At 72.0% G+C, this 22,593-nt stretch carries 25 protein-coding genes and 1 pseudogene; 13 read left to right on the top strand and 13 right to left on the bottom strand.

From position 1 onward, the window contains the following. The first annotated feature begins 70 nt into the window (after positions 1–70). The 3 genes from AB0R04_RS31210 to AB0R04_RS31220 all read left to right on the top strand — a co-directional run bounded on the left by AB0R04_RS31210 (position 71) and on the right by AB0R04_RS31220 (position 1,782). On the top strand, positions 71–727 hold the full coding sequence (locus AB0R04_RS31210) for a DedA family protein (RefSeq protein ID WP_363377002.1): 657 nt from the start codon (positions 71–73) through the stop codon (positions 725–727). Positions 728–987: 260 nt separating this feature from the next. After that, complete coding sequence (locus AB0R04_RS31215; protein ID WP_363377003.1) at positions 988–1,389, top strand: SsgA family sporulation/cell division regulator; 402 nt, start codon at positions 988–990, stop codon at positions 1,387–1,389. 237 nt (positions 1,390–1,626) lie between these two features. Beyond that, the gene (locus AB0R04_RS31220; protein ID WP_167745913.1) at positions 1,627–1,782 is read left to right on the top strand and encodes a DUF6131 family protein; all 156 of its coding nucleotides are present in this window, start codon (positions 1,627–1,629) and stop codon (positions 1,780–1,782) included. A gap of 166 nt (positions 1,783–1,948) precedes the next feature. Here AB0R04_RS31220 and AB0R04_RS31225 read toward each other — a convergent pair whose 3' ends face one another. Then, the gene (locus AB0R04_RS31225) at positions 1,949–3,562 is read right to left on the bottom strand and encodes a threonine/serine exporter family protein (RefSeq protein ID WP_363377004.1); all 1,614 of its coding nucleotides are present in this window, start codon (positions 3,560–3,562) and stop codon (positions 1,949–1,951) included. Positions 3,563–3,884: 322 nt separating this feature from the next. Between AB0R04_RS31225 and AB0R04_RS31230 the strand changes: the two genes are divergently transcribed. Then, complete coding sequence (locus tag AB0R04_RS31230) at positions 3,885–5,504, top strand: ubiquinol-cytochrome c reductase cytochrome b subunit (RefSeq protein WP_363377005.1); 1,620 nt, start codon at positions 3,885–3,887, stop codon at positions 5,502–5,504. Positions 5,505–5,542: 38 nt separating this feature from the next. Here AB0R04_RS31230 and AB0R04_RS31235 read toward each other — a convergent pair whose 3' ends face one another. The 3 genes from AB0R04_RS31235 to AB0R04_RS31245 all read right to left on the bottom strand — a co-directional run bounded on the left by AB0R04_RS31235 (position 5,543) and on the right by AB0R04_RS31245 (position 8,415). After that, complete coding sequence (locus tag AB0R04_RS31235; RefSeq protein WP_363377006.1) at positions 5,543–5,932, bottom strand: cytochrome c oxidase subunit 4; 390 nt, start codon at positions 5,930–5,932, stop codon at positions 5,543–5,545. Beyond that, positions 5,929–7,608, bottom strand: a complete 1,680-nt coding sequence (gene ctaD / locus AB0R04_RS31240; protein WP_363377007.1) for a cytochrome c oxidase subunit I — start codon at positions 7,606–7,608, stop codon at positions 5,929–5,931. The genes AB0R04_RS31235 and ctaD overlap by 4 nt, the downstream gene beginning before the upstream one ends. Positions 7,609–8,043: 435 nt before the next feature. Next, on the bottom strand, positions 8,044–8,415 hold the full coding sequence (locus AB0R04_RS31245) for a helix-turn-helix domain-containing protein (RefSeq protein WP_063352484.1): 372 nt from the start codon (positions 8,413–8,415) through the stop codon (positions 8,044–8,046). 110 nt (positions 8,416–8,525) lie between these two features. On the opposite strand from AB0R04_RS31245, the gene AB0R04_RS31250 reads away from it, so the two are divergent. Both AB0R04_RS31250 and AB0R04_RS31255 read left to right on the top strand, forming a co-directional pair. Continuing rightward, positions 8,526–9,365: an NAD(P)H-binding protein gene (locus AB0R04_RS31250; protein WP_363377008.1), complete on the top strand. Its 840-nt coding sequence runs from the start codon at positions 8,526–8,528 to the stop codon at positions 9,363–9,365. Between the two features lie 140 nt (positions 9,366–9,505). Further along, complete coding sequence (locus tag AB0R04_RS31255; RefSeq protein ID WP_063352486.1) at positions 9,506–9,679, top strand: CsbD family protein; 174 nt, start codon at positions 9,506–9,508, stop codon at positions 9,677–9,679. Between the two features lie 230 nt (positions 9,680–9,909). On the opposite strand, the gene AB0R04_RS31260 is transcribed toward AB0R04_RS31255, so the two are convergent. The 3 genes from AB0R04_RS31260 to AB0R04_RS31270 form a co-directional block, all read right to left on the bottom strand. After that, positions 9,910–11,697 carry a hypothetical protein gene (locus AB0R04_RS31260; protein ID WP_363377009.1) on the bottom strand — a complete coding sequence of 596 codons (1,788 nt, stop codon included), beginning with the start codon at positions 11,695–11,697 and terminating at the stop codon, positions 9,910–9,912. Between the two features lie 227 nt (positions 11,698–11,924). Then, complete coding sequence (locus AB0R04_RS31265) at positions 11,925–12,200, bottom strand: hypothetical protein (protein ID WP_363377010.1); 276 nt, start codon at positions 12,198–12,200, stop codon at positions 11,925–11,927. 5 nt (positions 12,201–12,205) lie between these two features. Next, positions 12,206–12,463, bottom strand: coding sequence for a hypothetical protein (locus AB0R04_RS31270; RefSeq protein ID WP_363377011.1), 258 nt, complete (start codon positions 12,461–12,463; stop codon positions 12,206–12,208). A 293-nt stretch (positions 12,464–12,756) separates the two neighbouring features. Between AB0R04_RS31270 and AB0R04_RS31275 the strand changes: the two genes are divergently transcribed. Next, a complete protein-coding gene (locus AB0R04_RS31275) occupies positions 12,757–13,743 on the top strand; it encodes a LuxR C-terminal-related transcriptional regulator (protein WP_363377012.1) in 987 nt (328 codons plus the stop codon). Between the two features lie 27 nt (positions 13,744–13,770). Here the strand turns inward: AB0R04_RS31275 and AB0R04_RS31280 are convergent, their stop codons facing one another. Together AB0R04_RS31280 and AB0R04_RS31285 are read right to left on the bottom strand one after the other, a co-directional pair. Further along, positions 13,771–14,685 carry an NAD(P)H-binding protein gene (locus tag AB0R04_RS31280; protein ID WP_363377013.1) on the bottom strand — a complete coding sequence of 305 codons (915 nt, stop codon included), beginning with the start codon at positions 14,683–14,685 and terminating at the stop codon, positions 13,771–13,773. 127 nt (positions 14,686–14,812) lie between these two features. Beyond that, complete coding sequence (locus AB0R04_RS31285) at positions 14,813–15,892, bottom strand: WYL domain-containing protein (protein WP_363377014.1); 1,080 nt, start codon at positions 15,890–15,892, stop codon at positions 14,813–14,815. 96 nt (positions 15,893–15,988) lie between these two features. Between AB0R04_RS31285 and AB0R04_RS31290 the strand changes: the two genes are divergently transcribed. Both AB0R04_RS31290 and AB0R04_RS31295 read left to right on the top strand, forming a co-directional pair. Next, positions 15,989–16,387: a VOC family protein gene (locus tag AB0R04_RS31290; protein WP_363377015.1), complete on the top strand. Its 399-nt coding sequence runs from the start codon at positions 15,989–15,991 to the stop codon at positions 16,385–16,387. 182 nt (positions 16,388–16,569) lie between these two features. Next, positions 16,570–17,043, top strand: a complete 474-nt coding sequence (locus AB0R04_RS31295) for a nucleoside deaminase (protein ID WP_363377016.1) — start codon at positions 16,570–16,572, stop codon at positions 17,041–17,043. Positions 17,044–17,092: 49 nt separating this feature from the next. Here AB0R04_RS31295 and AB0R04_RS31300 read toward each other — a convergent pair whose 3' ends face one another. Beyond that, a complete protein-coding gene (locus AB0R04_RS31300; protein WP_363377017.1) occupies positions 17,093–17,383 on the bottom strand; it encodes a hypothetical protein in 291 nt (96 codons plus the stop codon). Positions 17,384–17,828: 445 nt separating this feature from the next. Between AB0R04_RS31300 and AB0R04_RS31305 the strand changes: the two genes are divergently transcribed. Continuing rightward, entirely contained in the window at positions 17,829–18,794 is a 966-nt protein-coding gene (locus tag AB0R04_RS31305) for a mechanosensitive ion channel domain-containing protein (RefSeq protein ID WP_363377018.1), read from the top strand. 157 nt (positions 18,795–18,951) lie between these two features. On the opposite strand, the gene AB0R04_RS31310 is transcribed toward AB0R04_RS31305, so the two are convergent. Then, positions 18,952–19,722, bottom strand: a complete 771-nt coding sequence (locus AB0R04_RS31310; RefSeq protein ID WP_363377019.1) for a maleylpyruvate isomerase N-terminal domain-containing protein — start codon at positions 19,720–19,722, stop codon at positions 18,952–18,954. A gap of 204 nt (positions 19,723–19,926) precedes the next feature. Between AB0R04_RS31310 and AB0R04_RS31315 the strand changes: the two genes are divergently transcribed. From AB0R04_RS31315 to AB0R04_RS31325, 3 genes are all read left to right on the top strand, one after another. Continuing rightward, positions 19,927–20,232: a GNAT family N-acetyltransferase gene (locus AB0R04_RS31315; RefSeq protein WP_363377020.1), complete on the top strand. Its 306-nt coding sequence runs from the start codon at positions 19,927–19,929 to the stop codon at positions 20,230–20,232. Positions 20,233–20,351: 119 nt separating this feature from the next. Next, positions 20,352–21,065, top strand: a complete 714-nt coding sequence (locus AB0R04_RS31320) for a hypothetical protein (RefSeq protein ID WP_363377021.1) — start codon at positions 20,352–20,354, stop codon at positions 21,063–21,065. Between the two features lie 52 nt (positions 21,066–21,117). After that, positions 21,118–21,582, top strand: coding sequence for a hypothetical protein (locus tag AB0R04_RS31325; RefSeq protein ID WP_363377022.1), 465 nt, complete (start codon positions 21,118–21,120; stop codon positions 21,580–21,582). Positions 21,583–21,625: 43 nt separating this feature from the next. Here AB0R04_RS31325 and AB0R04_RS31330 read toward each other — a convergent pair whose 3' ends face one another. Together AB0R04_RS31330 and AB0R04_RS31335 are read right to left on the bottom strand one after the other, a co-directional pair. Then, complete coding sequence (locus tag AB0R04_RS31330) at positions 21,626–21,928, bottom strand: hypothetical protein (RefSeq protein ID WP_363377023.1); 303 nt, start codon at positions 21,926–21,928, stop codon at positions 21,626–21,628. Between the two features lie 24 nt (positions 21,929–21,952). After that, positions 21,953–22,500, bottom strand: a pseudogene (locus AB0R04_RS31335) (transposase); the annotation flags it as partial. Positions 22,501–22,593 lie beyond the last annotated feature (93 nt).

A 22,593-nucleotide genomic window follows, 5' to 3' on the forward strand; every position in this document is an offset into this window, starting at 1 on the left:
GCTCCCCCGGCCCTCGGCGCACGCGTTACATTGAGGCGCAAGGGGCGGCAGATCCCGAACGGGGTGGCTGATGCACTCGATCACCGACTGGCTGGACGGCCTGTCCGGCCCGGTCGTGTACGCGGTCGTCGCCGCCCTCGTCTTCGCCGAGGACGCCCTCTTCTTCAGCTTCCTCATCCCCGGCGAGAGCGCCGCCGTCCTCGGCGGTTTCCTCGCGCACCAGGGCAGGGTGTCCATCGGCTGGCTGGTCCTCGCCGTGGTCGGCGCGGCCATCCTGGGGGACTCCGTCGCCTACGAGATCGGCCGCCACATCGGCCCGGCGGTCCTCGACACGCGCATGCTGCGACGCCATGAGGAGCAGGTCGACAAGGCCCGTGACCTGATCCGCCGGCGGGGGCCGGCCGCCGTGTTCTTCGGCCGTTTCGTCGCCTTCTTCCGCCCCGTGGTGCCGACGCTGGCCGGCGTCTCCCGCATGCCGTACCGCCGTTTCCTCCTCTTCAACGCCCTCGGCGGCCTCGTCTGGGGCGTCGGGTTCACCCTCCTCGGCTACTTCGCGGGGGCCGCCTACACCAAGGTCGAGGGCACGGTCGGCGGCGTCGTCGCCGCCCTGCTCGCCGCGGCGGTGGTCATCGCCCTCATCGTCTGGCGCGTACGCCGCCGCAGGTCCGCGGCCCGTACGCGGTCCCGCCGTACGCAGTCCCGCGAGGGCCAGGACGAGAAGCACTGACGGCCGGACCGCCCTGCCGACCGCACCGCGCGCGCCGGGGCCCGCGAACGGCCAAGGCGGCGCGCCCGGCGACGGGCCCGCCCCGGGAACCGCGCCGGAACGGGGCCACACCGGTCCCGGCCGCGCCGAAACGGTCCGTGCACGAGCGAACACACCGCGCACGCGGGGTTTCCGCATCAGGGCCATGAATCGGCCCGGGGCGGGTAGCCGAGCGCTGCCGCCGCCGGCGCTCGGTGCCGCTGCGGACAACCCGGCGCCACATGACCGTCGTCACCTCCTGGTCCACCGCCGTCACGCTGCCCGAAGGCCCGTTCCCCGACGTGACCGTCGAGGCGCAACTGCGCTTCGACACCTCGCTGCCGTACGCGGTGTGCCTGGTCTTCCCGCCCCTCGGGGGCGGCGGGGAGGCGCAGTGGGTCTTCTCGCGTGACCTGCTGGACGAGGGCCGCCACGCCCCCGCCGGCCACGGGGACGTGACGGTCGCGCCCGGGCGGGCGGGCCGGGTCCTGGTCACCCTGTGCGCCGAAAACGGCCGGGCCGTGATCAGCATCCCCGCGGACGCCGTGACGGCCTTCCTCCTCGACTCCTTCGCCCTGGTGCCGGCCGGCACCGAATCCGACCACCTCGACATCGACGCCGTCCTCGACCGGATCCGGTCCTGACCCGCCACGGTCGACGGCGACGACTGCTCGGCGAAGGGCCGGGCATGCCCGAGCGGGGAACCGACCCATTCCGCTGCGGGCGGGATGGTTTGCCCGGCCCGCAGAGCGGTACACGCGGATCATGGGCGCGGCCGGAGAAACGACGGCTCCACCACCCCCGGACGGTCCGGCATCACCATCGAACGGCCGGACCGGCCCCTCCTGACAACCGTCCCAGTCACCACACGGGAGGACCTCGTGATCGTCCTCGGCGTCATCCTGCTCATCATCGGTTTCGTCACCGGGATCTCGATCCTGTGGACCATCGGCATCATCCTGGCCGTCATCGGCCTCGTCCTGTGGATCGCGGGCTCCGTCGGGCACGCCGTCGGCGGGCGTCGTCACTACTACTGATCCACTCGTCCTACTTTCTGCACCACCCGCCCCAACCCCTGATCCGCCCGTTCACCGGCTCGTGCGGCTGTCAGCCCCGGCACCACGTGGGTGCCGACGCCGACAGCCGCACGGCGCCGCCCGCCGCCCGCCGCCCGCCGCCCTCAGCGGCGGAGGCGGCCGGCCGTCAACGACGGTGGCGGCCGGCGCTGCGGCCGGGCGCCGGGACCACGCCCGGGGCGGGGAGGAACAGCCGGGCGACCTCGCGGCCCAGGTTCACGCCGATCGCCACCGCCATCGCCGTGGCCGTGGCGCGCCCGACGCCGACGAGCCCGATCTCGGGCTCGCCCCGGACGAAGGCGAGCAGCCCGAAGTACAGCAACGAGCCGGGCAGCAGCGGCCCCAGGGCCGCGGTGACGTACGGCAGTGAGGAGCTTCCCCGGTAGCGGGCCATGAGCTGGCCGGACAGGCCCACCAGCCCGGCGGCGAGGCCGGTGGCCATGATGGGCTCGCCGCCGGCGTTGACCAGCACGCCGTACGTCGTCCAGCCGACCCCGCTGTTGAGCAGGACGGCCGGAAGCGTGCCCGGCTCGGTGTTGAGCAGCACCGCGAAGGTCAGGGTGAGCAGGAGCGCCGCCATCAGTTGGAGCGGCGGGTTCGACGCGGCGACCGGGGCGGGACGGGTCGCCAGGTCGGCGCCGTTGTTGACGCCGATGTAGAGCACGGTCATCACCCCGACCACCACGCCGGCCATCATGTACAGCGTTTCCATCAGGCGTGCGGCCGCGGTGAGGTAGAAGCCCGCGAGGCCGTCCTGCGCCGCCGCCACCATGGGCCATCCGGGCAGGAGCGTGTACAGCCCTCCGGTGATCACCACCGATCCGCCCAGGTTCAGCCCGTTGAAGGACAGCAGGATGCCGATCGCCGCCGCCGGGGTCGCGGCCGTCGCGATCCGGTAGAACTCCGGGAGGTCGTGGCGTCCGACCAGCGCCGAGAGCCGGTCGCCGGCCAGTGCCGCGGCGACGGCGCTGACGAACACCAGCCAGGCCCGGGCGTCGGCCCGGCCGCCGACCAGCAGCGTCGCGGCGCCGGCCAGCAGGCCGGAGGACAGGACCAGGAGCCACGCGGGGTAGTGGCGGCAGTGCCGGCGCACGGCCCTCAGCCGGTGGTGGGCGTCGTCGACGACGAGTCCGCCGGTCGTGATCTCGGTGACCAGCCGGAAGAGCACGGCCAGCCGCGCATAGTCCCCGGCCGGGTGGCGCACGGACCGCTCGACCGTCACGGGCGGCTCCGAGGGGCCCGGCTGGTACGAGATCGCCACCCGGGTGAAGGTGACCTGGGGGTCGCAGGGCTGGGCCCGGTAGGCCTGCGCGACGGCGAGCATGGCGGCCTCGACGTCCTCGGCGGCCTCGCCGCAGGCCAGCATCAGCTCGCCCACCAGCAGTGCGAGGTCCAGGACGGCGGCCACCGCGGCCGGCCCCGGGTCGTCCGCACCGGGTTCGCCGGTCACCAGCGGGCGGTCGGTGGTCGGGGTGCGCAGCAGCGGCAGCATCAGGTCCGGCCAGGCCGCCGTGCCGTCGGCATCGGCGGGTCCGCTCTCCGCCCCGGGCGGCGCCGGCCGGCCGGGCGCCCGGCCCTCCCCCTGAACTCGACCTTCCCCGGAGACGGGGGCGGGGCCTTCCCCGGGGGCGGGGGCGGCCCCGGGGGCCTCCTCCGGACTCGCCTGGGGCGGGACTCTTCCGGTCCGGCTCGCCGGCCCGTCCGCCTCGGCCCGCACGCCGAACTGCTCGTGTTCCGGCATCGTCGCTCCCTGCCGCACCCCCCACCTGATGACCTTTCGCACCCACTCGACTACCCGCAGCCATCATTTCGTGAACGTCCCGACCGGAGCGCGGGGGTCCGTTCACGCCCGCCGTCCGTGGGTCGGCCCGCTGCCTCCAGACCAGGGCCCGGGGAGAATCAGCAGGTCAGCGGTCCGACGCCGGAACCTGGGAGGGCGGAGGAGCACCGAGCCGGGGCCGTCCGGGTGAAGCCCGGGGCGGTGGGCGAGCCCCGTCCGGCGGCCCCGCCGCCACGGGATATGGCTATCGGGACACACGATCGGAGCGGACGGGAGGAGCGGCGTGCGGCTGTCGAGGTGGAGGGCGCGGGCCGGGCGGCGGGCGGAGCGGGCCGCCCGGAACACGGCGGTCGCGCTGGACCGGCGGTTGCCGCTGTTCGACGGGGCCAAGGGCCTGCTCCGGAAGGTCTTTCCCGACCACTGGTCCTTCCTGCTCGGCGAGTTGGCGCTCTACACCTTCGTGCTGCTGCTGTTGACCGGCGTCTTCCTGACGTTGTTCTTCACACCGTCCATGGCCGAGATCGTGTACGCCGGAACGTACCCGCCGCTTCGCGGGGTGCGGATGTCCCAGGCGTACGCCTCGACGCTGTCGATCAGTTTCGACGTGCGCGGCGGCCTGCTGATCCGCCAGATCCACCACTGGGCGGCACTGGTGTTCACCGCCGCGATCTGTGCGCACCTGCTGCGCATCTTCCTCACCGGCGCGTTCCGCCGCCCCAGGGAGGTCAACTGGCTGGTGGGACTGACACTGTTCCAACTCGCCCTGCTGGAGGGTTTCGCCGGCTACTCGCTGCCCGACGACCTGCTCTCCGGCACCGGTCTGCGCACGGCCCAGGGCTTCATCCTGTCGGTCCCGCTGGTCGGCACCTACCTGAGCTTCTTCCTCTTCGGCGGGGAGCTTCCCGGGCACGACATCGTCCCCCGGTTGTACAGCGCGCACATCCTGCTGCTGCCTGGTCTCCTGCTCGGCCTGATCACCGCGCACCTGATCCTGGTCTTCCACCTCAAGCACACCCAGTGGGCCGGGCCCGGACGCACCAACCGCAACGTCGTCGGGAAGCCCCTCTTCCCGCACTTCAGCGTCCAGACGGCGGGCCTGATGGCGATGGTCTTCGGGGTGCTGGCGCTGGCCGCCGCCCTCGCCCAGGTCAACCCGATCTGGCTGTACGGGCCCTACCGCCCCGACCAGGACTCCACCGACGCGCAGCCGGACTGGTACATGGGGTTCATCGAGGGCGCGCTGCGGCTGATGCCCGGGGCCGAGACGCGGCTGTGGGGCCACACCGTCGCCTGGAACCCGCTGATTCCGGCCGTGCTGTTCCCGCTGCTGTTCTTCGCCGCCCTGTACGGCTATCCGTTCTTCGAGCGCTGGATCACCCCGGGGAGCGGCGAGCAGCACCTGTGCGACCGCCCCCGCAACCGGCAGACCCGCACGGCACTGGCTGTCGCCGGGACGTGCTTCTACGTCGTGCTGCTGGTCGCCGGCGGCCAGGACGTCGTCGCCCGGGCACTGGACGTGCCGGTGGAGGGCCTGAACTGGTTCCTGCGGGTGGGCCTGTTCGTCGGGCCGGCGGCGGCCTTCTGGATCACCCGGCGCCTGTGCCTGGCCTTGCAGGAGCGGGACCTCGAACGGGTGACGGAGGGAGACGAGACCGGATTCGTGCACGAGGCCGTCGAGGGTGCCTTCCACGGCGAGCACCGGCCGCTTCCCGCCGGCCTGCGCTACACGCTGGCCCTGCGCGACGCCCCGCTTCCCCTGCCGGCGCCGGGCGAGGGCGCCTCGCGGCGCGCACGGCTGCGGGCCGCCCTGAGCTCCTGGTACTACCGGGACAACATGGCGGCGGTGGACGAGCCGCAGCCGGAGCCGCTCGCGCCCGCCGACGCGGGACGCGTCGAGCGGTGAGCGGTCAGCGCTGACAACCGACTGCCGACCGGCCGGACTCACTGCCCGCGCTGGGCGTGCTGGAAGACGAAGCCCACGACGCCGGCGCCCGTCACACCCGCACCGATGAGGAAGAGCCACAAGGCGTACACCAGCCCCAGCCCGGCGACCGCGACGCCCGCCGCGGTGAGCAGCGGGTAGTAGCTGCGCGGTGCGAAGAACTCCAGCGGCCCGACACCGGTGACGATCTCGGCGTCGGTGCGGTCCTGCGGCCGGCTCCCGCGGCGGGAGTACTGGGTCCGGAAGAAGAACGCGATCAGCGTGGACATCATGAAGGCCACGACCAGCGCGGCCTTGCCGGCCGGCTCCCGGGCGAACCAGCCGTAGATCGAAGCGGCGACGGCGAAGAACAGCGCGACACCCGCGAACAGGTAGGACTCGGTCTTCACCGTGCGTTCTCCTCGCCTTCGAGCGCCATGCGCGAATACTCCGGGTGGTGCAGGTCGAAGGCCGGGCCTTCGGAGCGGATGCGGGGCAGGGCGTGGAAGTTGTGGCGCGGCGGCGGACAGGAGGTCGCCCATTCCAGGGAGCGCCCGTAGCCCCACGGGTCGTCCTCGGTGACCGGGACTCCGTACCTGGCGGTGCGCCACACGTTGTACAGGAAGGGCAGGGTCGACGCGCCCAGCAGGAACGCACCGATCGAGGAGACGGTGTTCAGGGTGGTGAAGCCGTCCGAGGGCAGGTAGTCCGCGTAGCGGCGCGGCATGCCCTGGGCGCCGAGCCAGTGCTGCACGAGGAAGGTGATCTGGAACGCGGGCAGCAGCATCCAGAAGTGGATCTTTCCGAGGCGTTCGTCCAGCAGCCGGCCGGTGATCTTGGGCCACCAGAAGTAGAAGCCGGCGAACATCGCGAACACGACCGTCCCGAAGAGGACGTAGTGCAGGTGGGCGACCACGAAGTAGCTGTCGGTGACGTGGAAGTCGATCGGGGGCGCGGCCAGCAGGACGCCGGTCAGCCCGCCGAGGAGGAAGGTCACCAGGAAGCCGAGGGCGAACAGCATGGGCGTCTCGAAGGAGAGCGAGCCGTTCCACAGGGTGCCGATCCAGTTGAAGAACTTCACCCCGGTCGGCACCGCGATGAGCAGCGAGGCCAGGGAGAAGAACGGCAGCAGCACCTGGCCGGTGGCGAACATGTGGTGGGCCCACACGACCGCGGACAGCGCGGTGATCGCGATCGTGGCACCGATCAGTCCGTAGTAGCCGAAGACCGGTTTGCGGCTGAACACCGGGATGACCTCGGAGATGATGCCGAAGAACGGCAGCGCCACGATGTACACCTCGGGGTGGCCGAAGAACCAGAACAGGTGCTGCCACAGCATCGCCCCGCCGTTGGCCGGGTCGAAGACGTGGGCGCCCAGCTTGCGGTCCGCCTCCAGCGCGAACAGCGCCGCGGTCAGCGGGGTGAAGGCGAGCAGCGCGAGGATCGACGTGAACAGCACGTTCCAGGTGAAGACCGGCATCCGGAACAGCGTCATGCCCGGCGCCCGCAGGCAGACGATGGTGGTGATGAAGTTGACGGCTCCCAGGATCGTGCTCAGACCCGCCACGATCAGCCCGACGGCCCACAGGTCGGCGCCCGTTCCCGGGCTGTGGAGCGGCCCGTTCAGCGGGGCGTAGGCGAACCAGCCGAACGACGCGGCGCCGTCGGTGGTCAGGAAGCCCCCGACCACCATCAGGCCGCCGAACAGGTACACCCAGTACGTGAACGCGTTCAGCCGGGGGAACGCCACGTCCGGGGAACCGATCTGCAGCGGCATCACGGCGTTCGCGAAACCGGCGAACGTCGGTGTGGCGAACAGCAGCATCATGATCGTCCCGTGGATGGTGAACAACTGGTTGTACTGCTCGTTGCTCACCACCTGCAGTCCCGGCCGCATGAGCTCCGCGCGCATGAGCATCGCCAGCAGCCCGGCGAACAGGAAGAACCCGAACGCCGTCGTCAGGTACAGGTTGCCGATGGCCTTGTGGTCGGTCGTGCTCAACCACCGCAGCACCGCCGAGCCTTGACGCCGGCGGGCCACGCCGGGCGCCGGGCGGGCGGCGGCCCGCCGCCGGGTCTGCGCCATCCGCTTCCTCCTCCTGCCGGGGCCACCCGCACCCGCAGGAGAAAAACGCGGAGACGCTCGCCGGGACACACGCTGTGTCGCCATGCAATCACCCACCGCCCCAAGGGCCCCTGAACCGGAGTCGGCGTGGCGGCCCCGGCCGGGCGCGGATGACGAAGTCGGCGCACTGGTGCGGTCCGGCGAGGCGCCGCCACGGGTCAGCCGCGGGTCAGCCCCGGATCAGCCGCGCGTCAGACGCGGGTCAGCCACGGGTCAGCCGCGAGGCGTCGAACCCGGCCCAGATCGTCTTCCCGTGGCTGTGCGGTTCGGCGCCCCACCGGTCGGCGGTCGGCGGTCGGCAGCGGCCTGGCAACGGCCACCGCAAGGGCCGGCCACGGAACTCCCCCAGCAGGGCGGCTCGGTGCGGCTGCTACCCCGCGCTGCTACCCCGCGCTGCTACCCCGCGTCGCGCGGCGGCAGCCCTCGGGTGATCCGGTTGAACAGCTCGGCCAGCGGCTCGCCGAGGTCCTGACCGAACTCGGTCAGCCCGTAGGTGACCTGGGGCGGCGTCGTCGGCTCGACCTTCCGCCAGACCAGGCCGTCCTGGACCAGCGCGCGCAGGGTCTGGGCGAGCATCTTCTCGCTGATGCCGTGGATGCTCTCGCGCAGCTCGTAGAACCGGAGGTCGTTGCTCTGCAGGGAGATCAACACCCAGATGCCCCACCTGCTGGTCACGTGGTCGACCACGTCGCGCGCGGGGCAGTCGGTGTGAAACACCTCATACCGCTTCCCGGCCTCGCCCTGCCTGTGCTGCACACCTACCACCATGTCCTGAGCTTACGTCAAGGTATGTCCTTACCAAGGGTTAGCCCCGGCTCCTAGCGTGAGGACCACCGAGGCCACAGCGGCCACGGCGGACGTCGAACGAGGAGTTGACCATGATCGTGGTGACCGGGGCTACCGGCAATGTGGGCCGGCCGCTGACGCGGGCGCTGGCCGAGGCGGGCCAGCAGGTGACGGCGGTGTCGCGGCACGCGGCGGCGGTGCCGGACGGTGTCCGCCACGTGGCGGCCGACCTGGCCGGGCCGGCCGGCCTCGAACCCGCGCTGGCCGGGGCGAAGGCGCTCTTCCTGCTGCTGTCCGGCGACCTGCACGCCGCCGGGGCCAACCCGGCCGACCTCATCGGCCAGGCCGTGGCCGGCGGGGTCCGCCGCATCGTCCTGCTCTCCTCGCAGGGCGTGGCGACCAGGCCCTTCGGCCCGACGCGGATCGCGATGCGCGAACTGGAGGACGTCCTGCGGGGGTCCGGCGTGGACTGGAGCATCCTGCGGCCGGGCGGCTTCGCCTCCAACGCCCTGTGGTGGGCCGAATCCGTCCGCGCGCAGCGGGTCGTCGCCGCGCCCTTCGGCGACGTCGGGGTGCCGATCGTCGACCCGGCGGACATCGCCGACGTCGCGGCGGCCTGCCTGCTGGAGGACCGGCACAACGGCGGCGTGTACGAGCTGACCGGCCCGGAGGTGATCACCCCGCGCCAGCAGGCGCAGGCCATCGCGGCCGCCCTGGGCTCGCCGGTACGGTTCCACGACCTCACCCGCGACGAGGCCGGCGCCGCCATGGCCCAGGGCATGCCGGTGGAGCTCGCCCAGGACACCCTGGACATCCTCGGCTCCCCGAACCCGGCCGAGCTGCGCGTCAGCCCGGACGTCCAGCGGGTCCTCGGCACCGCCCCGCGCCCCTTCGCCGCCTGGGCCGCCCGCAACGTCGCCGCCTTCCGCTGAGCCTGCCCAACCGGCCCCGTCGGCACCACACCGGCTCACGGCCGACGACCGACTCCGGATGGTCCGGGTGTGGAACCGCCGATCCCGGGCAGACGCCGTCCGGGGCGGACCGAGCCCCCACTAGCGAGAGGAGTGATCCGATGAGTGCCAAGGACAAGCTGCACAACGCGGCCGAGAAGGTCCACGGCAAGGCCAAGGAAGCCGCCGGACGGGCCACCGGCGACCGGGTCGTCGAGGCCGAGGGCCGGGGCAAACAGATCAAGAGCGACCTGAAGCAGGCCGGCGAGAAGATCAAGGACGTCGGAAAGGACTGACCCGGCACACGGCGGCCGCGCCCGCGCGGCCGCCCCGGCCCGGCCCGGCCCGGCCAGCTCAACGGTCCCCGCCCCCGGCCCGAGGGACCCAGGAACCCGTGGAGACGCCGCAGTCCCGCGTGACCGGCGAGAGCGCCCGGCCGCCACGCGCTGGTCGGCCCGAACCCTCTCGGGGTTCGGGCCTGACGGTGGCGGCCTGCGCACGCGGCGGGTGTGCGGCTGGGGTGTGATCAGCCGATCTGGCCCCAGGGAGAGAAAGGACCGCCGGGGGTGGCCTGGCTGCTGCCGGCGACGTTGCCGTTGGCGGAGGTCACATAGATGGCGATGGTGTTGAACTGGCTGAACACCACGCTCGGGTCGCTGGCCACACCTGTGGGGTCACCCGCGTCCGCGATCGTGACCCACGATCCGAACGGTCCGCCCGGGGTGTTCTGGTTGCTGCCCTGGATGGTGCCGCCCGTAGTCCGGGCGTAAAGCACCATCGTGCCGTTGGGCACCTGAAGCGCAGCCGGCTTGCCGACGAACCCACCACCCGTCGAAAGCTGCTGCCAGGGAGAGAAAGGACCACCCGGCGTGCCCTGACTGGCACCGACGACATTGCCGCTGACGGACGTCACATAGACCGCGATGGTGCCGGACTGAGTGAACACCACACTCGGGTCACTCGCCACACCCGTCGGATCACCCGCATCCGCAACCGTGACCCACGACCCGAACGGACCACCCGGCGTGCTCTGGTTGCTGCCCTGAATGGTGCCGCCCGTAGTCCGGGCGTAGAGCACCATCGTGCCGTTGGGCACCTGGAGCGCAGCCGGCTTGCCGACAAACCCACCACCGGTCGAAAGCTGCTGCCAGGGAGAGAAAGGACCACCCGGCGTGCCCTGACTGGCACCGACGACATTGCCGCTGACAGACGTCACATAGACCGCGATGGTGCCGGACTGAGTGAACACCACACTCGGGTCACTCGCCACACCCGTCGGATCACCCGCATCCGCAACCGTGACCCACGACCCGAACGGACCACCCGGCGTGCTCTGGTTCGTGCCCTGGATGGTGCCGGCCGCAGTCCGGGCGTAGACCACCATGAGGCCGCTGGGTGTCTGGAGCGCGGCCGGCTTGCCGACGAACCCACCACCCGTCGAAAGCTGCGCCCACGGAACGAAAGGACCGCCGGGGGTGTTCTGGTTGGTGCCGTACACGTTGCCGTCCGCACCGACCCGGTACAGGGCGATGGTGCCGTTGCTGGTGAGCACCGTCGAGTCGGCGGTGCCCCGGGCGTTCGGGGCCTGCGGCGCGATGGTGAAGGCGCCGCCCTGGTAGGTGTGCTCCTGGCCGTCGATCTCGTTGGCGATCATCGAGATGTTGAACGTGCCTGCCGCCAAGGGAGCGGTGTCGAAGGGAACTTGGTAGTTGGTGGCGCCGCCGCTGGTGGCGCGGAAGCGGTTGTAGTAGCCGTTCGGGCCGGTGACCACGTAGTCGAGCCAGTTGATGATGCCGCTCTGCGTCGGGTGTGCCGTGAGGTTCAGCGTGCCGGACACGGTCTGGCCCGAATTGAAGCCCCACAGCAGGACGTTGAAGTCGGCGGGGATGGCGGGAGCGAGGTTCTTGGAGCGCAGCAGCTCGAAGGAGGAGGTGGGGTAGCCGTCGATGGAGGACCAGTGGGTGTTGGCCGAGTACTCCTTGGTCGGGACGCTGCTGTTGTCCTCGGCGATGTACGTGAAGTCGCCGGCGGCCTGGTTGGTCCAGCCTGCGAACAGGTTGATGTGCTTGCCGGCGACGGCGAGGGCGTCGCCGGGCTGGAGCTGGGACCAACTGCCGAGCTTGGTACTGTACTTCGGGTCGTCGATACCGGGTGCGGGGTACGTGACCGGCGGGCTGCCGGGGAGTTGCCAGGCCATGTCGACGAGGCCACCGCAGTCGGTGCGGTACGGGCCGCCGACCGCGCTGTCGGAGAACGACTGACCCTCGTTGTAGGTGACCCCGTGGGCGACCCAGTCCCGGGCGCGCTGGACCATCTGGGCGCCGGTGAGCTTGTTCCCGACACCGGTGCCGAGGGTGCCGGTGGAGGTCGGCGCCTTGTTGCCGTCCGGGTAGTAGGTGCCGTCCGCGGAGGCGGGGGAGGCCGTGAGAAGACCGGCGGCCACGGCGGTCGCGGCAAGCACGCAGACGCGGCGCAGGGCACGGGCAGGACGGGGCGTGCTGGGCATGGGGGTCCCCTTGGGTGTGGGCGGGCGAGCGATGGTCAGTGCGGGTGGACGGCGGCGGCGTACCGGCCGGCCGTTGCTGCGGTGAGGGCCCGGGCCAGAAGGTTCTCGGCGAGGGCGTGCGCGGTGGCCGGGCCGTCCGCGCGGACGAAGAGCACCAGGGCGATGCCGTCCCGGTCCGGTACGGCGCGGACGTGTTCGAGCCCGTGCTCCGGGGTGGCGTGCGCCCACAGGATGTCCTCGACGATCCGCGCCTCGGCGGTCGTGGTGGGCGCACCGCTGATGTCCACGACGGTGGCCCGGACGGCGAGCACGGCGATCAGTCCCAGCCGATGCCGCTGGCGGACGGGCCGGCCGCAACCGGCGGCACGACGGTGGAGCCGTCCCAGCCGATGCCATCCCAGCCGATGCCGTCCGCGGCCCCGCCGGCCACGACCGCGGGGACGACGGTGGAGCCGTCCCAGCCGATGCCCGCCGGCGCCGTGGTCGCGGCGGTGGCGGAGGCCGCGGGCGCCAGGATCCCCGACAGGGCGACGGCTGCGACGGCGGTGGCGAGCAGGCGGGCGGTCTTGGACATGGCGGCACCCCAGGCGGCTTGAGTGGCAGGAGATCTGATCGACAATCAGATATTCGGGAGGCTGTGCGACGGTTGCCCCGCCGCCCTCCCGGTGACCACCATCCTGCTGGCACCGCCCGCGCCCCGGAAGGCGAGAGCCCCGTCAGCAACCGGCCTGGCCGCTTCAGGACCCGACGCCCTGCCGGACCCCGTCCGGGGCAGGGCTGCTTGTGGAGTCGAAGCCGGGCTGGGATGATCCCGATGTGTCGCACGGCGGCACGGCACGTTCGACGTCGCACCGGGGGGCTGCGCGCATGCTGGACATGCTGGGGTTGGACCGTGTCTCGGAGGACGTCTACCGGGCCATGCTCTCCGATCCGCAGGGCGGCGTCAGGGAGTTGTGCGACGAGCTGGGCCTGCCCGAGCCCGCCGTACGGGAGGCCCTCGACCGGCTGGCCGATCTGCAGCTGCTCCGTGCCTCCCGGGAGGCACCCGGGGTTCTGCTGCCGGTGAGCCCGGCGCTCGGCCTGGAGCTGATCCTGCACCGCCAGGAGCAGGAACTGCTGCGCCGCCAGCAGGAGCTGGAGATCGGCAAGGCCGCGGCCGCCCGGGCGATCGCCGAGTACGCCGACCTGCGGCCGAACACCCCGGCCGAGACCGCCGAGCGCCTGGTGGGCCTGGACGCGATCCAGGCCAAGCTGGAGATCCTCGCCCAGGAGGTCACCGGGGAGTGCCTGTCCGTGATGCCCGGCGGAGCGCAGTCCCAGGCCAGCCTGGACGCCTCCCGGCCGCTGGACGAGGCGGCCATGCGGCGCGGGGTGGCGCTGCTGACGCTCTACCAGGACAGCGTGCGGCACGATCCGGCGACGCTCGCCTACGCCCGCTGGATGACCGAGGAGAGCGGTCTGGTCCGCACCTGCCCGACGCTGCCGCCCCGGATGCTCATCTTCGACCGCCAGGTCGCCGTGGTCCCGATCGACCCGGCCCACACCCGGCTCGGCGCCCTGTGCACGCGCGAGCCCGGGATCGTCGCCTCTCTGGTCGCCCTCTTCGAGCGGACCTGGCAGGCCGCCGTCCCGCTCGGCGCCGACCGGCGCAAGGACACCGGGACCGGCCTCAGCGCCACCGAGCAGGAGCTCTTGCGGCTGCTCGCGTCCGGCCTCACCGACGAGACCGCCGGCCGGAACCTGGGCCTGTCGGCACGCAGCGTCCGCCGCCAGATGGCCGGGCTGATGGAGCGCCTCGACGCGTCGAGCCGCTTCGAGGCCGGCCTCAAGGCGGCGCAGCGCGGCTGGCTCTGAGCGACCGCTCCCCCGGCACCCGGCCGGCTACGACTGCCGGGCGAGCAGGTCCTTGATCACGGTGTCGAACCCCCGCGGGGGGCGACCGAGAAGGTCGGCGACGTCGTTCGTCGCCCGGTCGTACCGGTTCTCGCCGTGCAGCCTGGCCATCGTGGCGATGTGGTCGAACACGTGGTCCGGCAGGCCCTGGCTCTTGAGGTCGTGCTCCAGCCACTCCTGGTAGGGCACGTCGACGTAGGTCACGTCGCGGCCCAGGGCGGCGGAGAACTCGGCCGCGATGGCCGTCATGTCGCGGGATCGAGCCCCGGTCAGCTCGTAGACACGGCGGGCCCGGGGGGCAGGATCGAGCAGGAGTGCGGTGACGACCTCGGCCACGTCGGCGGCCGCGACCGGTGAGGTCCGGGCCGAGCCGAAGGGGAGGCGGATCGTGCCGTCCCGCCGGATCGAAGCGGCCGCCACCTTGGTGAAGAGCGGATTCTCCATGAACACGGTGGGCCGGACGTGGACGACCGGTGCCCCGGACCAGTCGAGGACGTGTTCGGCGAGGTAGTGCAGCCGCTGCTGCCGGGACTCGGCGTCGCTGGTGAGGTCCATCTGCGAGACGGTCATCTGCGAGATGCTCACCAGCAGTTCCAGGCCGGCGCTCTCCCGGGCGGCGGCCGCCACCGTCGCCGCGGCCTCCAGGTAGGCGGACGACACGCTCATCCCGAAGTAGGCCCGGCGGCAGCCGGCCAGCGCCTCGACCACGTCCGCCCCACGGGTGAGGTCACCGACCAGCACCTCCACGCCGCCCATCGTCCTCAGATCCGAGGCCCGCTCGTCGTCGTGGTGCACGAGAGCCCTGACGGGCACGTTCTGCGCCCGCAACCGCTCCAGGATCCTGCGTCCGACTCCGCCGACCCCTCCGCCGGCGCCGGTGACAAGGACAGGTTCTACGAGCACGGCGACTGCCTCCTACCTACCTGACCGGGACCTCCGGTGCACTGCCAACGCTCCCGCGCCGGGAAGGTTCCGCGAGTCCTTGACGCCAGGACGGGCACATCGACGTCCGTGGGGCACGTCGGGCGCATCAGTGTCCGGTCCGGTCCGGGTCGCAGGCCTGGCGGGCGGAGGCGGCGAGCCGGTCGGCGAGCGCGATGACGAGGTCACGGAGTTCGTCCGGTCGCTCGATGACGAACGGCCGGTCGAGCGAGGCGAGTACGGGGGGCAGCCAGTCGAGCCGCTCCGCCCGCAGTTCGACGTGCAGCCACCGCTCGGTGTGCGGATCCGTTCCTTCCACGGGCGCCGGTACGGGCTCCTCGATGCTCGCGACACTGGCGGGGAGCCGGGCGCGGATCTGCTCGACCGTCCCGTGAATCTTCAGGGTCACCTCGTACCGGTACGCGGCCTTGGCGAGCCCGGACAGGACGCGCCGGGCCGGATCGAGCCCGGCGGGCGGCTCGAACGAGCCCGGTAGGGGCCTCGCGTCCGCGATGCGATCGAGCCGGAAGGTCCGGTCCTGGCCGATCTCGGGATCGACCTCGGGATCGGTGCCCGTGACGTACCACCGCCCCGCGTGGGTGACGATCCCGTACGGGTGCAGCGTGCGTTCGCTCCGACGGCCGTCCCGGGCGGTGTACCTGATCGAGAGCGGGCGGCGGTGGCGCACCGCGTCGGCGACGGCGAGCAGGACGCCCGTCTCCGGGGTGGCCGCCTCGCCGGGCTCGGCCGTGAAGGCGAGGGATTCCAGGACGGCGTCGAGCCGACGGGCGAGGCGCTCGGGCAGTACCCGGCGGATCTTGGCCGCCGCCGTCTCGCCCGCCGTTCCGGTCGCCGTCCCGGTCGCCGTCCCGGTCCCGCCCGCGGTCGCGGTCGCGGTCGCCGTCAGCAGCCCCGCCCTGCGGCCGACGACGAGGCCGAGCAGCACGGCGAGCGCCTCGTCGTCGTTGAGCATGAGCGGAGGCAGGCGGTACCCGGGGGCGAGCCGGTACCCGCCGTAGCGGCCGCGGACCGCCTCGACGGGGATGTCGAGGTCGACCAGGTGGTCCACGTACCGCCGCACGGTGCGCCCGTCGACGCCGAGCCGGTCGGCGAGTTCGGCCACTGTCCTGATGCCGCCCGACTGCAGGAGTTCCAGGAGGGTGAGCACGCGGCTGGTAGGTCGGCCCATGTCCACGAGCCTAGCGCTGATACCGGACCGATTCTGTCCACTATTTCCTCTACCGTCCGGGGTGCAACGGCTTCACCGACCTGAGGAGAGAGCACCATGGACTTCGTTTCGATCCGGATCATCACGGGCGACATCGCACGCCTCGTCGGCTTCTACGAGCGGGCCACCGGAGTACGGGCGCACTGGTCCACCGAGGACTTCGCCGAACTGCGGACCGCCGGCGGGACCCTCGCGATCGGCAGCACCCGGACGGTGGCGCTGTTCGCGCCCGGCTCCGCCCGTCCGGCCGACAACAGCAGCGTGATCTTCGAATTCCTCGTCGCCGACGTGGACGACGTGTACCGGAACCTGACCGGCTTCGTCACCGACTTCGTGACCGAGCCCACCACGATGCCCTGGGGCAACCGGTCGCTCCTGTTCCGTGACCCCGACGGCAACCTCGTCAACTTCTTCACCCCCGTCACACCGGCGGCCGTCGAGAAGTTCGCCCGCTGACGACAGCACGGCCGCCCGGGCGGGAGCCGGTCCCGGCGGCACGCTCCGCACCGGCCCGCGGGCCCGGGCCGCCGCCGGGGGTGGTCGCGGGCGGAGGGCGGCTGCGGCAACCTGGAACCACCACCCCGCCCGACCGCGACACCATGGGCCCGCCCCACCGCCGATCCCCTGAGGAGCACGACATGACCGACCGCACCCGCGAGCACCTGCTCGCGGCCATCGAGATCGCGGCCGACGCCCGGGCGCACGGCAACCACCCCTTCGGAGCACTGCTGACCGACCCCGCCGGGAACGTCCTGCTCACCGCCGAGAACTCAGTGCTCACCGACCGCGATGTCACCGCCCACGCGGAGACCAATCTGGTGCGGGAGGCCTCGCGCACCCTGGCCCCGACGCAGCTCGTCGACGCCGTCCTGTACACGAGTACCGAACCGTGCGCGATGTGCGCCGGGGCGATCTACTGGAGCGGCATCCGCAAGGTCGTCTACGCGCTCGCCGGGGCGGAGCTGAACGCCATCGCCGGGGTGGACCCGGAGGAACCGGTGCTCGACCTGCCGTGCCGCCAGGTCTTCGCCGCCGGCGGCAGCACCGTGGAGGCGTCCGGCCCGCACCTCTTCGAGGAGGCCTCCGCGGTGCACACGGGGTATTGGGGGTAACGCTCCGGCCCGCCTCTTGGGACTCCTCGGTCGGGCTGCTCAGGGCTCCTCAGTCCGGCGGCTCGGGCGGGCGGGGCACGCCGGGCTCGGGCTCCGGCTCAGGCCCGGGCAGCGCGGGTGACGGCGTAGCGGGGCCCGGGAGCACCGGATCCGGCGGCGGCTCGGGCACACCGGGCGGCAGCGGAGGATCCGGCACCAGGGGCGGGGCGGACGGGTCGGCCGGCTTGTCGATCTTGCCGATCGCTCCGTCGGTGGCCTCGACGTGGAAGCCGATGAGGTCGGTGCCCGCCGTGTGACCGGCGGTGTCCCGGAACTCCCAGATGTTGACGCGATCACTCACGACCGTCTCCTTCCGTCGTCGGGTCTGGCTGTCGGGTCCGGCTGTCAGGTCTGACTGCCTGATCGGGCTGTCGGATCGGGCTGTCGGTACGCTTCGGCTGCCCCCGATCCGGAGGTTCATGCCACCGTGTCGTCGACCGTGGCCGCCCGGCCGGCGGGCCTTCAAGCCCCGGCTGCCCCGTTCCCGGGCCGATATGCACCCCGCCTGAACCCTCGACGCGGACCTTCGGCCCGTCCTCCTCACCTGTCTCCCCCGCCTCATCCCCCTCACCCGAACGGCCCATCGCCGTTGCCGGACCCTCACCTCACCTCCGGCAGGTGTGAATCCCGCCGAACGGGAAAACGGGGTCCGGGAAGCGGGCCCGGGGAAGGCCCGCCCACAGCGCCGGCCCGGGGAGGGCCGGCCCACAGCGCCGCGCTGCGGCCGTCGCGGGAGGAGAGCGAGCGTGTGGTGGAGCCTGTTCCGTCTGCTCCTGGCAGGTACGGGGGTGGCCCTGACCACCTACGTCCTGGACCGGACCGCCGAACGGCTGGTCCGCAGATTCGCCCCGCACCGGCCCGGCAGCGTCATGCCGGGGATGCTGCGCAGCTGTCGGCGTCCCCTGGTCACCGTGCTCGCCACCTCCCTGTCCCTCGCCGTCCAGCCGTGGGTCGGTGGTTCGCCGGAGACCCGGGAGCAGCTGCACCACCTCCTGGTCCTGCTGGCGATCGCCTCCGGTGGATGGCTCGGCGCCCGGGCGGTCGGGCTCGTCGTCGAAGGCGCCGTCCGCCTCGCCGTCCACCGCCGCGACCCCTCCTCGGCCGGCCGCGCCCGCACCCAGGCGGGTCTGCTCGGCCGGATCTGCCAGGCGATCATCGCGATCGCCGCCCTGGGCGCGATGCTGATGACCTTCCCCTCCGTACGCGGCATCGGGACCAGTCTGCTCGCCTCGGCGGGCCTGGTCGGTGTGGTCGCGGGCATCGCCGCGCAGAGCGTGCTGGCCAACCTCTTCGCCGGGGTGCAGCTGGCCTTCGGCGACCTGGTCCGGATCGGCGACGTGGTCGTGGTGTCCGGCGAGTGGGGCACCGTGGAGGAGATCACCCTCACCGCGGTGGTGATCGCCACCTGGGACCAGCGCCGCCTGGTGATGCCGATGTCCTACTTCGCCGGCCGCCCGTTCGAGAACGGTCGCGCCGCTCCAGCCGGATCACCGGCACCGCCTTCCTCCACCTCGACCACCGGGCCCCGGTCCCCCTGCTGCGCAAGGAGTTCGACGCGTTCCTCGCCGACAGCCCCCTCTGGGACGGCCAGGGCAGCGCCCTACAGGTCGTCGACACCACGCCCACCACCATCGTGGTCCGGCTCCTGGCGACCGCCGCCAACGCCGACGACGCGTTCTCCCTCCGCTGCCAGCTCCGCGAACACCTGGTGACGCACATCTGCGAACACCACCCCGAGGCGCTCCCCCGGGTGTCCGTCACCCCGGCACCCCGGACCTCGCCCGACACCCCACGCGCGCACTTCCCCCGCCCGCTCGGTAGCCCCTCAGTAGCCCCTCAGTAGCCGCTCAGTAACCGCTCAGTAACCGCTCAGTAACCGCTCAGCAGGGCACGCACCCGTCGCAGCTCCTCCGGACCGGCCGTGCTGTGCCAGCGGCCCGGGTCCGCCGGACGTCGCCCCCACAACAGCAGGACGCGCACCGCGGCGTCGCTCTCGATGGTGGCCGGGCCCTCGGGCGGGGCCAGGGCGATGGACGCGCCATCGGCGTCCGCGGTCACCAGGACGTCGTCGGTCCCGGGGACGCGCAGGCGGGCCTCGACGCGCCCCCCGGGCCCGAGGTCGAGGCCGGCCACGCCCCGGGCCAGCAGCGGCCGGCCGACCAGCCGCACGCTGTGCGACGTCATCCACGGCTCGGCGAGCGCCTCCTGGGCCGTACGGTCGTCGCCGGTGAGGTCCCACCGGTGGAGGATCAGCTCCTCGCGCAGGTGCTCGGCGAAGAACGGCACCGTCACGGTCCGGCCGGTCCACCGCACCTCGGTGTCCGGGGGCAGGTCGCTCTCCGCGGCCGCGGCGACCTCGGCCAGTTCGGCGCAGCGGGCGGCGAAGGCCTCCCACAGCTGTGCGTCGGACATCCGCCGGTACGGCTCCTCCCGATCGAAGCCGCGGGTCTCCACGGGCTCGCCCGCGTGGAAGGCGCGCAGGACGCGGGCGAGTTCCTCGGCGTTGCCGGTCTGGTGGGCGAGGACGTCCCGCACCGTCCATGCCTCGCACCACGTCCCGTCGTCGGGCCTGCGTTCCTGGACCGCCCGCACGAACGGGACGAGTTCCGGCAGGACGTCACTGACCGCAGCGGGAATCATGCGCCATGGGTATCCCGGCAGCCGCGCCGGGCAAACCTGCCGCCCGACAGTTCGACTGCCGGATGGTCACCTGGCGGTCCGGCCGGTATCCGTGGGCCCTCGTCGGCGACCGGACGACAAATGTTGATTCTTCAACTATAGTGGCGATGCCGCGCCACCCCGCCACCGGCCCTCCGGGGCCGTCCCCCACCTTGCGGAGGAACCATGGACCAGCTCGTCACCGACAACACCGCGAAGTCGCGCTTCGAGATCCAGGACGGCGGAGAACTCGCCGGCTTCGCCGAGTACCACCGCTCCGGCGACGAGATCGCCTTCATCCACACCGAGATCGACCCCCGCTTCGAGGGCCGCGGCCTGGCCGGCCGCCTGGCACGCGCCGCACTGGACACGGCCCGCGAGCAGGCACTCGCCGTACTCCCCTACTGCCCCTTCATCCGCGGCTGGATCACCAAGCACCCCGAATACACCGACCTGGTCCCCGCCTCCCACCGCGCCCGCTTCGGCCTCTGAGCCGCACGTCGGCCGGGCTCTCCCACGCCGTCCGGCCTCGGCCTCGGCCTCGGACGGGCGACGGCTGCCGGCGGAGAATTCGGATGTCCCGAGGGGTGACGCCGTGCGAGCATCGGCGGATGATCGACGACGGGGAGCTGTTTGCCGCCGACCTGATCGGGAGGCGGCTGCTGAAGGTGACCACGGCCTGGCATCACCACTCCGACGGGGAGCCGTCGCTGGTGCACCTGTGGCTTCACCTGGAGGAGCTGGGCCCGGTTCTGTTCCACACGCCTTCGACCGGCTTGTCGCTGCTCCTCGACGAGCCGCACGGGCCGTATTCGATGCAGGAGGACGGCAGCGTCTCCGTGGCCGACGATTCACCGGATGTCCCGATGACCCGATTCGTCGGACAGCCGGTCCGCTCGGTCCGGGAGATCGGCTGCAACAACGGCCGGGTCGACTTCACGGCCGGCCTCACCCTCCAGTTCCCCGGCGGGAGCATCCGCCTGCTCGGTCTCGACGACGGCCTCCTCGTCGCCCACGATCAGGACCTGGGCGCCGTCGAGGCCCACCTGCACGAGGACGTGACCATCGCGCGGGCAGTACAGACCTGCGGGGGCTGCCCCTCGCAGTGGGACGCCTGGACGACCAGAGGCCAGTACCTGTACCTGCGGTACCGGCACGGCGAGGGGACCGTCGAACAGCACCCGAGCAAGGACATCGACACCTGGGACAGCGAGAGGTCGAGGCTCTGGAGCAGTTGGAACGACGGGACCAAGGGCGGCCGGATCGAACTCGCCGACTTCCTCGCCATGGCCGGTCTGCGGCTCGCCCCGGACGCCGAGGTCTGACACCGAGGTCTGCACCGAGCCCACCGAAGACCACCGGAAAGGCCTGAGAACGATGCCCACGCACCCGAACGGCGATTACGCGATCACCTCGATGTACTCCGTGTCCGACGACGCCTGGTACCTGGAACTGAACCTCCTCCGGGACCACCGGGCCCTCGTGACCGCAGTCGTCCCCGACGAGGACCCGGCACGCGAGCCGACGGTGTGCTTCGACCCCCACGGACGACACCTGGACATCCCGTACGAGGTCATGCGCTGGTTCATGGACCATGTCGCGGAGGAGATCCGCACATCCCGAGCCTGGATGCGGCTGCGGCCCGAACTCGTCCAGGTCATCCACCGGTTGCGCCACGAGTACCGGGGCGCCATTGAGGACGCCGACTTCCCCCACGTCCTCGCGGAGGTGCGCTCCACCGTCCCCGAAGCGGACCTGCCCGCCGTTCTTGAGGCCGCCTTCAGGCGGCACCCCGATGGCACAACCGTGGACGGCGCGCAGGAGCTCCAGCTAGGGCTCTGACCGCATAGGTTCACCGGGTTGGTGCGTTCCTGCCGATGGCGGCTCAGCAATCGGCATCGGCGAGTGGTCCGGCCTTGGTGACAACTCCGGTCCACCAGTCCGGTCGATCGGTGGGCTGCCAGGAGACTTCCAGCTCTCGGTGGGTCAGCTCTTCAGCCCTGAGGTGGAGGGCAGCCTGGGCCGGCTCAGGCTCGCAGGTGGGGGCGGGGTGATCGAGGAAGCCGTCGACGATGCCGCCCGGAGCTTCGAAGTACACGGCGAACCGCCACCGGTCTGGCGTGCGGTAAAGGACGAGTGTCTTCGGAGTCCCGATCGTACGCCAGTACGGCTTCCTTCTGCTTCCCATGGAGGAAGTATCGGCAATCGCTGATCAGGCAGCGGAAGCCAGTACCCGTCCTCCCCAGCGGATGCCTTTCTCGCTGCGGATGCGGGCGCGTTCGCGGCGCTGGGCGGTGAGGACGTCGGGGTGACGGGCGTTGGCGTTGCGCCAGCGCAGGTAGGAATGCAGCGCGCGGGTCTGGACCGTGTGGTTCGGATGGTTCGAGTTCGCCAGGGTGAACTGCCTCAGCGGTCCGAAGTGCGCCTCGATCGGGTTCGCCCAGGAGGCGTTGGTCGGGGTGAAGCAGAGATGGACGTTGTTGTTCTTCGCCCAGCGCAGGATCCTCTTGCCGTTGTGGGCGGAGAGGCTGTCCAGGATCACGTAGACCGGGGCGCCGTCCGGGCGGGCGGCCCGGATCGAGCGGAGCGCGGCCAGGGTGTTCACGGTGCCCTTGCGGCGATGGTTGACGCCCCGCAGTGTGTCGTCGCCGACCGAGTAGCAGCCGTGGAAATAAATGAGCGCGTGTAGGTCGCCGGGAGCCGGTCAGGGCTGCCTTGTTCGGCCCAGCAGTTGCCGGCGGTGGGGCGGATGCCGAGCGGTTGGGTCGGGGACGAGACGCCGTGCACCCTTGCAGGTGTCGGTCTTCCCGTCCCCGCCCGCCGAACCGGACGTGCCCGTTGGCCGGGCATCCG

The organism is Kitasatospora sp. NPDC056731 (assembly GCF_040687675.1).
Classification (GTDB): domain Bacteria; phylum Actinomycetota; class Actinomycetes; order Streptomycetales; family Streptomycetaceae; genus Kitasatospora.

What these genes read in the sequence shown, in the direction of transcription:
- AB0R04_RS31210 (WP_363377002.1), top strand. Translation starts at nt 71, where the DNA reads ATGCACTCGATCACCGACTGGCTGGACGGCCTGTCCGGCCCGGTCGTG.
- AB0R04_RS31215 (WP_363377003.1), top strand. Translation starts at nt 988, where the DNA reads ATGACCGTCGTCACCTCCTGGTCCACCGCCGTCACGCTGCCCGAAGGC.
- AB0R04_RS31225 (WP_363377004.1), bottom strand. Translation starts at nt 3,562, where the DNA reads ATGCCGGAACACGAGCAGTTCGGCGTGCGGGCCGAGGCGGACGGGCCG.
- ctaD (WP_363377007.1), bottom strand. Translation starts at nt 7,608, where the DNA reads ATGGCGCAGACCCGGCGGCGGGCCGCCGCCCGCCCGGCGCCCGGCGTG.
- AB0R04_RS31245 (WP_063352484.1), bottom strand. Translation starts at nt 8,415, where the DNA reads ATGGTGGTAGGTGTGCAGCACAGGCAGGGCGAGGCCGGGAAGCGGTAT.
- AB0R04_RS31250 (WP_363377008.1), top strand. Translation starts at nt 8,526, where the DNA reads ATGATCGTGGTGACCGGGGCTACCGGCAATGTGGGCCGGCCGCTGACG.
- AB0R04_RS31255 (WP_063352486.1), top strand. Translation starts at nt 9,506, where the DNA reads ATGAGTGCCAAGGACAAGCTGCACAACGCGGCCGAGAAGGTCCACGGC.
- AB0R04_RS31260 (WP_363377009.1), bottom strand. Translation starts at nt 11,697, where the DNA reads ATGGTCCAGCGCGCCCGGGACTGGGTCGCCCACGGGGTCACCTACAAC.
- AB0R04_RS31270 (WP_363377011.1), bottom strand. Translation starts at nt 12,463, where the DNA reads ATGTCCAAGACCGCCCGCCTGCTCGCCACCGCCGTCGCAGCCGTCGCC.
- AB0R04_RS31275 (WP_363377012.1), top strand. Translation starts at nt 12,757, where the DNA reads ATGCTGGACATGCTGGGGTTGGACCGTGTCTCGGAGGACGTCTACCGG.
- AB0R04_RS31285 (WP_363377014.1), bottom strand. Translation starts at nt 15,892, where the DNA reads ATGGGCCGACCTACCAGCCGCGTGCTCACCCTCCTGGAACTCCTGCAG.
- AB0R04_RS31290 (WP_363377015.1), top strand. Translation starts at nt 15,989, where the DNA reads ATGGACTTCGTTTCGATCCGGATCATCACGGGCGACATCGCACGCCTC.
- AB0R04_RS31295 (WP_363377016.1), top strand. Translation starts at nt 16,570, where the DNA reads ATGACCGACCGCACCCGCGAGCACCTGCTCGCGGCCATCGAGATCGCG.
- AB0R04_RS31310 (WP_363377019.1), bottom strand. Translation starts at nt 19,722, where the DNA reads ATGATTCCCGCTGCGGTCAGTGACGTCCTGCCGGAACTCGTCCCGTTC.
- AB0R04_RS31315 (WP_363377020.1), top strand. Translation starts at nt 19,927, where the DNA reads ATGGACCAGCTCGTCACCGACAACACCGCGAAGTCGCGCTTCGAGATC.
- AB0R04_RS31320 (WP_363377021.1), top strand. Translation starts at nt 20,352, where the DNA reads ATGATCGACGACGGGGAGCTGTTTGCCGCCGACCTGATCGGGAGGCGG.
- AB0R04_RS31325 (WP_363377022.1), top strand. Translation starts at nt 21,118, where the DNA reads ATGCCCACGCACCCGAACGGCGATTACGCGATCACCTCGATGTACTCC.
- AB0R04_RS31330 (WP_363377023.1), bottom strand. Translation starts at nt 21,928, where the DNA reads ATGGGAAGCAGAAGGAAGCCGTACTGGCGTACGATCGGGACTCCGAAG.